Source organism: Lachnoclostridium sp. Marseille-P6806 (genome assembly GCF_900625025.1).
GTDB lineage: Bacteria > Bacillota > Clostridia > Lachnospirales > Lachnospiraceae > CAG-791.
Genome location: NZ_LR130574.1, coordinates 143,424 through 155,077 on the forward strand (window position 1 = coordinate 143,424; position 11,654 = coordinate 155,077).

At 60.0% G+C, this 11,654-nt stretch carries 8 protein-coding genes; 1 reads left to right on the plus strand and 7 read right to left on the minus strand.

Translation table 11 applies throughout. The features are described 5' to 3' along the window. Positions 1-26 precede the first annotated feature (26 nt). Positions 27-3,563 carry a DNA polymerase III subunit alpha gene (locus E0E20_RS00635; protein WP_130836141.1) on the minus strand — a complete coding sequence of 1,179 codons (3,537 nt, stop codon included), beginning with the start codon at positions 3,561-3,563 and terminating at the stop codon, positions 27-29. A 176-nt stretch (positions 3,564-3,739) separates the two neighbouring features. On the opposite strand from E0E20_RS00635, the gene E0E20_RS00640 reads away from it, so the two are divergent. Then, positions 3,740-5,344 carry a potassium/proton antiporter gene (locus E0E20_RS00640; protein WP_130836142.1) on the plus strand — a complete coding sequence of 535 codons (1,605 nt, stop codon included), beginning with the start codon at positions 3,740-3,742 and terminating at the stop codon, positions 5,342-5,344. A gap of 22 nt (positions 5,345-5,366) precedes the next feature. On the opposite strand, the gene ispD is transcribed toward E0E20_RS00640, so the two are convergent. The 6 genes from ispD to E0E20_RS00670 all read right to left on the minus strand — a co-directional run bounded on the left by ispD (position 5,367) and on the right by E0E20_RS00670 (position 11,607). Beyond that, on the minus strand, positions 5,367-6,170 hold the full coding sequence (gene ispD, locus E0E20_RS00645; protein ID WP_130836143.1) for a 2-C-methyl-D-erythritol 4-phosphate cytidylyltransferase: 804 nt from the start codon (positions 6,168-6,170) through the stop codon (positions 5,367-5,369). After that, entirely contained in the window at positions 6,167-7,225 is a 1,059-nt protein-coding gene (gene tsaD / locus E0E20_RS00650) for a tRNA (adenosine(37)-N6)-threonylcarbamoyltransferase complex transferase subunit TsaD (protein ID WP_130836144.1), read from the minus strand. The genes ispD and tsaD overlap by 4 nt, the downstream gene beginning before the upstream one ends. A 109-nt stretch (positions 7,226-7,334) precedes the next feature. Beyond that, positions 7,335-8,267 carry a ribonuclease Z gene (locus E0E20_RS00655; protein ID WP_130836145.1) on the minus strand — a complete coding sequence of 311 codons (933 nt, stop codon included), beginning with the start codon at positions 8,265-8,267 and terminating at the stop codon, positions 7,335-7,337. 21 nt (positions 8,268-8,288) lie between these two features. Beyond that, positions 8,289-9,656, minus strand: a complete 1,368-nt coding sequence (gene tsaB, locus E0E20_RS00660) for a tRNA (adenosine(37)-N6)-threonylcarbamoyltransferase complex dimerization subunit type 1 TsaB (protein ID WP_130836146.1) — start codon at positions 9,654-9,656, stop codon at positions 8,289-8,291. Beyond that, entirely contained in the window at positions 9,653-10,117 is a 465-nt protein-coding gene (gene tsaE / locus E0E20_RS00665) for a tRNA (adenosine(37)-N6)-threonylcarbamoyltransferase complex ATPase subunit type 1 TsaE (protein ID WP_242622595.1), read from the minus strand. Before tsaE ends, tsaB begins: the two co-directional genes overlap by 4 nt. A gap of 41 nt (positions 10,118-10,158) precedes the next feature. After that, the gene (locus E0E20_RS00670; protein ID WP_130836147.1) at positions 10,159-11,607 is read right to left on the minus strand and encodes a hypothetical protein; all 1,449 of its coding nucleotides are present in this window, start codon (positions 11,605-11,607) and stop codon (positions 10,159-10,161) included. Positions 11,608-11,654: the final 47 nt, after the last annotated feature.

Genomic DNA, 11,654 nt, shown 5'->3' on the forward strand with positions numbered 1-11,654 from the left:
GCGGCTGCCATAATCATAGCGCACTCTCACCGAAAGATCACGTTTTCCTTTCCAAAGCACTCTCCGAGCTCCGCAAGAAGTTCGTCCGTAACGCGGACGCCGAAGCCCGGCGGAAGCGTCTTCATCATCCTCGGCTGATCCACATAGACTGTGACCTTGTCCGGCCCGCCGTGATCCCCGACGAATCGCATCAGCGCCTCTTCCCCCTCCCGGTACTCCTCCATGGTGGCAAAGCGCACCCAGAGCTTTCTGGGGATCCCGTCAAAGGGCGTGATCTGCTGACAGACGAGCTTCCCCTCTTTTTCCTCCTCCACCTGCACCTTGCCGCAGATGAACACCTTGCCGTCCTCGGTGAGGAGCCCCGAAAACTTCTCGTAATCGCGTGGGAAGACGATGACCTCCACCGAGCCGGTCAGGTCCTCGAGCTGCAGAAAGCACATGATCTGGTCCCGCTTCGTGTACTTGACCCGCTTGTCCGCGATCATCCCTCCGATCGTCACGATCTCGCCGTCTTTCACCTCGGTCTGCCCGCTCTCCTCGTCGATCGCAAAATCAGAGGCGCGCTTCGTCACATGGGCTTTCCAGAGCCCCTCGTAGTCCTCCATGGGGTGCCCCGTGATATAAACTCCCAGAACCTCTTTCTCGAAGCCCAGCCGCATCTCCTTTGTATACTCGCCCACATCCGGCATGGCGACGCTCAGCTTCTCTCTCGTCTCCTCCGGCGCAAAATCAAACAGGCTCATCTGCCCGGCAAAATCATTTTTTTTCGAGGCCTGCAGGCTGTCCGCGATCTGCGCATAGACGCTCATCATCTGTCTCCGCGTATGACCGAAGCAGTCAAAAGCGCCCGCCTTGATGAAATTCTCGACCGCCCGCTTGTTGACCTCGTTCCCCGCGGCGTTCATGCGGGTCAGAAAATCCTGCAGATCACGGAAAGGGCCGAAGCGCTCCCGATCCTGCACCACCGCGTCGATCACATTCCGCCCGACGCCCTTGACCGCCGTCAGCGCATAGCGGATCGTGCCGTCCCCCGCCGAAAAGCCCGCTTCTCCCACATTGATGTCCGGCGGAAGAATACGGATACCCATGGAGCGGGCGGACAGAATATAGCCCGCGAGCTTCGCCGGAAAATCAACCACCGAGGTCATGAGGGCCGCCATGAACTCCGCGGGGAAATAGTATTTGAGCCACGCCGTCTCATAGGTAACGACCGCGTAGCAGGCGGCGTGCGACTTATTGAACGCGTATTTTGCAAAGTCGATCATCGTGTCGTAAATATGATTCGCCGCCTCCTCCGGAATGCCGCGGGCGACGCAGCCCGGCACCCCCTGCTCCGGATTGCCGCTGATGAAGTTCTGCCGCTCCTCCTCCATGACCGACTGCTTCTTCTTGCTCATCGCGCGACGGACCAGATCGCTCCGCCCCAGCGTATAGCCGCCCAGCTCCCGGACGATCTGCATCACCTGCTCCTGATAGACGATGCAGCCGTAGGTCGTCTCCAGAATCGGCGCGAGCTCTTTGGTTTCGTATCGTATCTCACCCTGATTCTTTTTGCCGGCGATATACTTCGGGATAAAATCCATCGGCCCCGGTCGGTACAGGGCGATTCCCGCAATGATATCCTCGAAGCTTCCGGGCCGGAGCTCTTTCATGAAGCTCTGCATCCCGCCGCTCTCAAGCTGGAACACGCCCTCGGTCCGGCCGGTCGCAATCGAGGCGTAGACCTCCTCATCGTCGTCGCCGATCGCGTCGATGTCGATCTTCTCCACGCCGGGATAGCGCCTCCGGAACGCCGCGAGGCGGGCGGAAAGACGCTCCGGCGGGAGCTCCCTTGTCCGGGCGAGGCTCCGGTCCGCGAACAACGCCGCGTTCTGGATCACCGTGAGCGTGCGGAGCCCCAGAAAGTCCATTTTGAGAAGCCCCAGATGCTCAATCGTCGTCATGGTGAACTGCGTCGTCATCGAACCGTCCTGCGCGCGAGAAAGCGGCACGAGCTCCTCGGCGGGCTGCGAGCAGATCACGACGCCGGCGGCATGCACGCTGGTGTGCCGGGGCAGACCCTCCAGCCGAAGGCTCATGTCCACAAGGCGCTTTACTTTATCGTCCTCCTCATACGCCTTTTTCATCTCCGGATTCATTTTCAGCGCATCCGTCAGCGTGATTCCGAGCTCATTCGGAACCATCTTGGCAATTGTGTCGCAGAAGCTGTACGGCAGGTCCATGACGCGGCCGACATCCCGGAGCACGCCCTTGGCGAGCATGGTTCCGAACGTGACGATCTGCACCACCTTGTCCCGGCCGTACTTCTCCGTGACATAGTCGATGACCTCCTGCCTCCGCTCAAAGTCGAAATCCACGTCGATATCGGGCATCGAGACGCGCTCCGGATTGAGGAAGCGCTCAAAGAGAAGCTGATAGCGTATCGGATCGAGATTCGTGATATGGAGACAGTAGGAAACCACCGAGCCCGCAGCGGAGCCTCTGCCGGGGCCGACGCTGATGCCGTGCTCTCTCGCATAGTTGATGTAGTCCCATACGATCAGAAAATAATCGACATACCCCATGCTCCGGATCACATCCAGCTCATAGGCAAGGCGCTTTCTCACCTCGCCGCCCTGCGCCTCGTCCTCCGGATAGCGCTCCTCCATGCCGTCCTCGCAGAGCTTGTTCAGGTAGCTCCACGAATCGTAGCCCTCCGGAACCTCGTAATGCGGGAGTTTCGTCTGCCCGAATTCAAAGCTCACGCAGCACCTGTCGGCGATCCTCTGCGTGTTTTCAAGCGCCTCCGCCGCATACGGGAAGACGCTTCGCATCTCCGCCTCGCTCTTTACGTAGAACTGCCCGCCGGGATAACGCATGCGGTCCTTATCCTCGAGCTTTTTCCCGGTCTGAATGCACAGAAGAATATCGTGCGCCTCCGCGTCGTCCGCATTGGTGTAGTGACAGTCGTTCGTCACGATCAGCGGGATGTGAAGTTCCCGGCTCATCCGCAGGAGCGCCGCGTTGACGGTCTGCTGATCCGGATAGCCGTGATCCTGCAGCTCGAGGAAAAAATTCCCTTCCCCGAAGCAGTCCCGGTATTTCTTCGCCGCCTCTTCTGCCGCCGGGATATTGCCGCGGACGATATTCCTCGCTACCTCGCCCGCGAGACAGGCTGAGGACGCGATCAGCCCCTCATGATTCTCGCGGAGCAGCTCCATATCGACGCGGGGACGGTAATAAAAGCCCTCGGAAAAGGAACGGCTGACGATCTTCATCAGATTTTGGTAGCCCTGATTGTTCTCCGCCAAAAGGATCAGATGATAGTAGCGGTCCTCTCCGCCGGTCTGCTCCCTGTCGAAGCGTGAATTCGGCGCGACATAGACCTCGCAGCCGATGATCGGCCGGATGCCCTCCTCAATGCAGGCATTGTAAAAATCGATCACGCCGTACATGACGCCGTGATCGGTAATCGCCGCCGCGTTCATGCCGAGCTCCCTGACCCGCTTCACGTACTCCCGGATCTTGTTGGAGCCGTCAAGGAGAGAATATTCTGTATGGGTATGAAGATGAACAAATGACATAACTGCTCCTCAGGAAAAATCCGCCTCTGCTCTCTGCCTTATTTTACCAATCCGCATCTTAAAATGATGAAGATATTTATGAAAATTTGATTTTCCGGCCAAAAATTGCAAAAATAGTCTCAGTCCCGCTCTCTGCGGGCCTGTATGCGTTCACTGCTTCGCCCGGAGAATCCCTTATGACGAATCTGCTGCTTCTGGCCTCTGTTGTGATCTTTGCCTGCGTGCTCCTGCACCGCCTCTCCGCCCGGCTGGGGATTCCCATGCTGCTGGCTTTCATCGTACTGGGTATGCTGTTCGGCAGCGACGGTATTTTCAAGATCCCCTTTGAAAACTATTCGTTCGCCGAAAACGTCTGCTCGTTCGCGCTCATTTTCATCATGTTCTACGGCGGCTTCGGCACAAGCTGGAGGCAGGCCCGTCCCTCAGCGGGAAAAGCGGCGCTGCTCTCGACGCTGGGCGTCCTGTTCACCGCGCTCCTCACCGGCGCGTTCTGCCATCTGGTGCTGCGCCTTGACTGGCTGCCCTCTCTCCTTGGCGGTGCGGTGGTAAGCTCGACCGACGCGGCCTCGGTATTCTCCATCCTCCGGTACCGGCGGCTGGGCCTTAAGGAAAACACAGCCTCTCTCCTCGAACTGGAAAGCGGAAGCAACGATCCGATGTCCTACATGCTGACGGTGGCTTTCATCGCCATGATAAACGGACAGGCGGGGCCGGAGTCCATGTTCCGCCTCCTTTTCCTCCAGCTTGTTCTCGGCGCGGCGGTCGGCTTTGCCGCGGCGTTTTTTGCCCTGTTTCTGCTGCACCATATCCGCTTTGATGCGGCAGGCTTCGACATGGTATTCGTGGCCGGCGCGGCCATCGCTTCCTACGCCGCCGCAGCCGCCATCGAAGGAAACGGGTATCTCGCAACCTACATCACCGGGATCGTGCTGGGCAACCGCCGGCTGCGGAACAAAAAAGAGCTCGTCCATTTCTTCGACGGGCTCACCGCGCTCATGCAGATGCTTCTGTTTTTCCTGCTGGGTCTTCTCTCCGCGCCCGCAAGGCTCCCCGCCTTTGCCGGTCAGGCGATACTGATCTTCCTCTTCCTGACCTTTCTTGCGCGTCCCGCCGCCGTCTTCACCCTGCTCGCGCCGTTTGGCTGCCGGCCGCGGCAGATACTTCTCATCTCTTTTGCGGGACTTCGGGGCGCAGCGTCCATCGTGTTCGCCATCCTTGCCGTGCAGGGAACCTCGCTGGGCGACACCGTGTTTCACATCACCTTCTTCATCGTCCTGCTCTCCATCCTGCTGCAAGGCTCACTCCTGCCATGGGCGGCGAACCACCTCGGAATGGTGGACAGCGACAATGACGTCATGAAGACCTTTACCGATTACAGCGAGGACATGCCGGTGCAGTTCATTGAATTTTCGATTCCGGAGCAGCATGTCTGGGCCGGGAAAACGCTCCGGGAGATCGAGCTCCCCCCGGGCACGCTGGCCGTCCTCTCCGAGAGGAACGGCAGCTCCCGCGTGCCGAACGGGGACACCGTGCTCTGTCCCGGGGACCGCATCGTTCTGGGCGCCGCAAAGCCCGGAGAGCAGAGCCGCGTTCTCCTCTCAGAGCAGGTAATCCGGAAAAACAGCGAATACATCGGCAAGCCTCTCTCCGCGCTGCCAAAGGAAGAAAACTGTCTCGTCATTCTGATCGAGCGCGGCATGGAAACCATCATCCCCGGAGGAGATGTCCGGCTCCGGGAGGGAGACATTCTTGTCCTGAACCGCGGCGGGGAAAAGGACTGAGCCGCCATTCATTTCCTACCGTTCAGCGCCGGCTTTCCCGCAGAAACGCCTCCCCGATGATCAGATCCTCGGGCGTCGTGAGCTTGATGTTCCGGTAGTCCGCCTCAACCATATGCACCGGCGCTTCCCCGGCATACTCCACGACCATAGCATCGTCCGTGATCTTCATGCCTCCGGGGAGCGCCGCACCGCTCCCGAGAACACGCTCGTAGGCCCGCACGGCCAGATCATACGCGAAGCACTGGGGCGTCTGCACCATCCACACGCCCTGCCGGTCGGGCGTCGCCCGGACAATGCCGTTTTCATCCGTGAGCTTCACCGTATCCTTGGACGGCATCCCCGCGACGGCGGTATCATAGCGGAGTACCGTCTCGTACAGCCGCAGAAGAACGCTCTCCGTAAGAAACGGCCTCGCACCGTCATGGATAAACACATAATCGCAGGGCCACGAGACGGACTGCAGCCCGCTGTACACGGAATGGCAGCGCTCCGCCCCGCCCGCCGCAAATGCGCGGAGCTTTGAGGCGGGGACAGGCGGCAGGGCTCCGCCCTTTTCTTTCCGTCGGTTCTCATTTCCGCCGCGCAGCGCCGGAGCCCTGTCCTCCCGCAGTCGGACCGCGGGAAGCACATGCTCCCTGATATAGCTCTCCTCGCCCTCCGGCACCACGACGACGATGTCCGTGATCACCGCGCTGTTTTCAAGCGTCTCCATGGGCCACGCGAGCACCGGCCGCCCGCCGAGCTGCATGTACTGCTTGCGCACGCCGCTGTTCATGCGGGAGCCCTTTCCCGCCGCCAGCAGAATTGCCGTTACCCGCTTTTTCATTCCACTCCCCCGCGCCGGAGCGCCGATACCCGCTCCCCGAGCTGGAGATTCGGAACCGCGTTCAGGTCATAGCCGCTCCGCACTCCCCTGCGGTATTCGTAGTAGGCCGCACTCCCGATCATCGCCGCGTTATCCGTGCACAGGACGGGTGGCGGACAGAAGAAGTCAATCCCGCATTCCCCGCAGGCCGCCCGGAGCTGTCTGCGCAGCGCGCTGTTTGATGCGACGCCCCCCGCCAGTGCGAGACGCCGGAAGCCGTACTGCTCCGCCGCCTCCATGGCGTGCCCGACGAGCACATCCACCACGGCCTGCTGGAAAGAGGCCGCCACATCGTTCACCCTAATCGCTTCGCCCTTCACATCCATCTGATTCAGATAATTGAGCACCGCGGATTTGATCCCGCTGAACGTAAAATCATAGGCGGAGTCCGCGACTCTTCCCCTCGGAAAATGAATCGCCTCCGGATTCCCGAGCTTCGCCGCCTGATCGATCTTCGGCCCGCCGGGATAGCCCAGTCCAATGGCGCGCGCCACCTTGTCAAAGGCCTCGCCGGCCGCGTCGTCCCGGGTGCGGCCGAGAATTTCATACTCCCCGTAGTCGCTCACGCGCACCAGATGCGTGTGCCCCCCGGAGACCACAAGGCAGGCAAATGGCGGCTCCAGCTCCGGGAACGCAATGAAATTCGCGCTGATATGTCCCTCGATATGGTGCACCCCGATGAGCGGAAGCCCGGTTCCGAACGCCAGTGCTTTCGCTGCCGACACACCGATCAGAAGAGCTCCGACAAGCCCCGGCCCGCAGGTGACGGCAATCGCATCGAGCTGCGCAAAGCTCCGGTCCGCCTCCTCCATGGCCCGGCGGATCACCTGATTGATCCGCTCCGTGTGCCTGCGCGAGGCGATCTCGGGCACAACACCTCCGTACAGCGTATGGATGTCGATCTGGGACGAAATCTCGTTCGAGAGCACCGTTCGTCCGTTCACGACGACCGACGCCGCCGTCTCATCGCAGGAGGACTCTATGGCAAGAATGGTAATATCTTTCTGTTCCGACAAAACTCAACTCCTTAATGAATCCAGAACTTCTATTGAATCAGCCCGCTGAAAGCACGCGCTTTCCCTGGTGCCGCGCCGTCAAAAGGCACGGGTCCGCCCCTCCGCGGCGTCACGTCTCCTCAAAATGAAGCTCCGCGCTCTTTCCGTCCTTTCCCGGATACGCCGCAGGGAAAATCTTTTTCACCTCCGGCATAAATTCCTCGGGCCGCACGAGCGAGGGGCTGTAATGGGTGAGCCAAAGCTCCCGCACCTTTGCTTTCCGCGCAAGCTCGGCCGCCTCCAGAAAGGTCATGTGCTTGTGCTCTTTCGCTTTCGCGGTCTTATCCGCCTCTCCGTACATCCCCTCGCAGATGAACAGATCCGATCCGGCGGCATTGCGGACAATCGCTTCGCAGGGCCGCGTATCCGTCGTATAGCTGACCTTGAGGCCTTTTCGAGGCGGACCGAGTACCATGTCCGGCGTGAGGACTCTTCCGTCCTCTGCACAGATTTCCTCTCCTCTCTGCAGGCGGTTCCAGAACATTTTCGGAATATTCAGGCTCTCCGCGCGGGCCACATCAAATTGACCGTTTCGGTCAATTTGTATAAAATAGCCGTAGCATAGAACGTTGTGATTCACGCGGAACGCATGGATGTGAAAATCGCGGAAATCGCGCCTCTCCGGAAAGCGAATCGTCTCTTCATTGCCCGAGAGCTCATGAAAGCGAAGCGCAAAGGGGAGCTCGGGCGCAATGACCCGGAGCGAATTTACCACGCGTTCCAGTCCTTTCGGGCCGATCAGCAGAAGCGGCTCCGTCCTCTCCGCGTTCCCCATCGAGAGAAGAAGCCCCGGCAGGCCGCTGATATGGTCGGCGTGATAATGCGTAAAGCAGACGACGTCGATCGGCTTCGGACTCCAGCCTTTCTTCTTCATGGCGATCTGGGTTCCCTCGCCGCAGTCAATCAGCAGACTGATTCCATTGTACCGGACCATCAGTGAGGTCAGCCAGCGATAGGGCAGCGGCATCATGCCTCCGGTTCCGAGCAGACAAATATCGAGCATTCCGTTCTCCATTTCCAAAAATTATCGAAGCCACTGAATCAGCGCGTCCTCCGCAGGCTCCGAATAAAATCCCGGCCGCACCCCCTCGGTGCGAAAGCCGATCCCCTCATACAGTGCGATCGCCGGCGCATTCCCGGCCCTGACCTCGAGCGTGAACGCCGTGATCCCGTTCTGCCTCCCGTCCCGGATGAGACGCTCCAGCATCCGACGTGCCATCCCCTGTCTGCGAAAGTCCGGATGCACCGCAACATTTGTGATCTCTCCGTCCCCGCCGAGCTTCCTCACGCCGCAGACCCCCACGACCGTCTCCGTCTCTCCTGCGGGCTTCTCTCCCGCCTCCCGGCCGGACGGCAGTTTCCCGGACGGCAGCTTTTCGGACCGCAGCTTCCCGGACGGCTCTGAAACGACCGCTACATAATAACTCGCATAGGAAAGCCCCAGCGACGCCCGGTATTCCTCCGCGGACCACGGCTCTGCGGAGCAGAGGCTCTCGAGCGCCGCCGCCTGCACGACATCCCGCTCTTCCATCGGACGTACAGAAATCGGCCGCACGGAAACCGGACACACGGTAATGCCGGGCGTCTTTTGTCTGCGCACGACCTGCGACGTGTCGATTCCCGCCGCGCGCTCCCGCTCCGCCTGTGACAGGCGCAGATATTCGGGACGGAAGCTGTCGGGATCGACGAAGCACGTCTCGCCCTGCTCCCGATAAAACTGCATGGCGAGCGCGGCCGTCGACGCGGCCCTCTGCCGCGCAAGATGCGGAGGCGCATAAAAGTGCGGCACCGTCATGAGCTCCCGAAGACGCTCCCGGTAAACCGGCGCGCCGTCCCCGAGGAAGATCACCTCTCGCCCCAAGGCATTCAGCGCCGCCGCCGTCTCCTCGACGGACACGGCGCACTGCGGGCGGAGCACACGCAGGAGGAGCGCCGCCTCCCGCGAAGTTTCCTCCTGCGAAGCCTCCTCCCGTGCCGTCTCCTCCCGCGGATTCTCCGTTCTTACAAATTCATAAAAGCCGGTGTAAACCTGACTGCGCCGGGCATCCATCAGCGGACAGATCACCCGGTTCTCCGTGCCGTAAAGATTATAGGCGAGGGAATCCGCGGTCGGAACCGGGATGAGCGGCTTTGCGAGCGCGAGGCCCAGCCCCTTTGCCGTGGCCGCACCGATGCGGATTCCGGTAAAGGAGCCGGGCCCTCCGGTCAGCGCAATCGCGTCGATCGACGAGAGTTCGAGGCCGCACATGCTGCGAATCTCATCCAGCATCGGCACAAGGCTCTGCGAATGTGTCTTTTTGTACTGTACATTGTAATCTGCGGTCAGCGTGTCTCCGTCGAGCAGAGCGACGCCGCAGACCTGACCTGACGTTTCAATGGAAAGAAGCTTCATGAATATCTTTCTCCGATCGTGATTCTCCGATAGGAAAATCCCTTTTCAAGATCCTTTTCGATGCGGATCGTCCGCGTGTTCTCCGGCAGAAGCTCCGCGATGAGATTCGCCCACTCGATCAGGCAGACGCCCTCTCCGCCGGCGTACTCGTCAAAGCCGATCTCGAACATCTCCTCCGGATCCGCAATCCGGTACACATCAAAGTGATACAGGGGGATGCGCCCCTCCTCGTAGATCTGCAGGATCGTGAACGTCGGCGAGTTCACCGGCTCCGTTATGCCGAGGCCCGCGGCAAAGCCCTGCGTGAATACGGTTTTGCCGACGCCCAGATCGCCCTCGAGCGCATAGACCTCTCCCGGCGCCGCAAGGAGTCCTAGCTCCCGTCCGATCGCATAGCTTTCCTCCGCGGAAAAGGACTCCCGCACCGCTTCGGAATTCGATTCCGCTGCTCCCATTCCCATCGCCGCTTCTTTTTCCTCCTGCTCTCCGAACTGATTTCATATCAGTATAACACAAATACCGCGCAGGGCTCCCGCCGGATCAGGAGCCGGAAATCCCCGTCGTGCTCCAGCGCATGATACAGCGCCGGCTCCAGATTTTCATTCACCACAAGGTAATCAAAATCATAGCGGTCCAGAAAATCCCTGTAATACAGTTCCCCTGAGGAGAGCTGCGCATATTCGTGAAAAATATCCGCCCGGCCGTTCACCGATTTCAGAAATACCTCGGCCCGGCCGTCGATATAGGGGCGGAAGCCCCGGTATTCCGCATAGCTCCCGGTGTTGAAGTCGGCATAAATGACCGCTCCGCTCTCTGCCTCCTCCGCAAGCACGTCAATAATCTGTTCGTTTTCCCGAAGCTGGCGGACGTCCTTTTCCGACGCGCTACATCCGCTCAGCAGGGCCCCCGCCAGAATGACGGGCAGCGCCGGGAGCAGGTTCCACCGGAGCCGGAGCCTGCGGTCCCGAAGAAGAACCGCCGCCGTAAAGCCGCCAAACTGTGTAAAGAACATGATGTTCCGCTGCGCGGTCAGAGCGAACAGGAAAAATCCCGCCAGAATCATGTAATACCGCGGCGGCATTTTCCGGTTCCCGATGCACAGGGCCAGCGTCACAAGGAGCGTCCCGAGCAGCCAGTCATAATCGTGAAAGGTGGTCGGATTCAGCTCAGAAATCAGGCGCGTCATATCCGCATCGCCGTAGGACCGGAAAATATAGAACACGGACCACGCGCCGTAGGGATTCAGAAACAGCGCTCCGAAAGAGAGGAGTCCCGCCCCCGCAAGCGGCAGCTTTCTTCTGATGTGAAAGAAGAGTTTTCCGTTCTCCGCGGAAAAGTCAGCCAGATACGGAAGAAGAACCAGAAAAAAGCCGGGCCAGAGCGTCGAATGCACCCCCATCTCGAGCCATGCGAGCAGCGGAAGCCGCAGAAGCCCCCGGACTCTCCCCATTTTCATATACTGCTCCAGACAGTACAGCTCCGCCGTGAGAATAAGGATTGTGACGGTCTGCGGCCGAAGCAGGAAAAAGCGAAGCCCGAGCAGGGTGATCACCGCCGCGGCCGCCATGGAAATCTGCCGGTTCCCGCTCGTCAGGGCGCAGAGCCGGTACTGAAGCGCAAAAATCGCCGCGACGACCAGCCCGAGGCTAAGGCGCAGCCCCCATATTCCCGCGCTCTCATACAGATGATAGAGCGCCGCGCAGGAAAGCCACTTTTCCACCGAGAAGCGAAACCCCTCGTGCATCGAAAGCGGATCGGCATGGGGAAAACCGTTCTCCAAAACCCAGCGCCAGTGCGCCAGCATAAAATAGTCGTCGCCCAGAAGATACGCCCTGCCAGCCGCCGTCAGAATGCCGATTCCCGCAAGTCCCGCAAAAAACAGCGCGGTCCTCCGATCGCTGCCCCGGCTGATGTTCTGAATCATTTCCTCTCCCCCTGTTCTGCGGATCACATTTCTCTCCGAAAAAACACAGCCGCGGGCGATCGGCATATCCATCG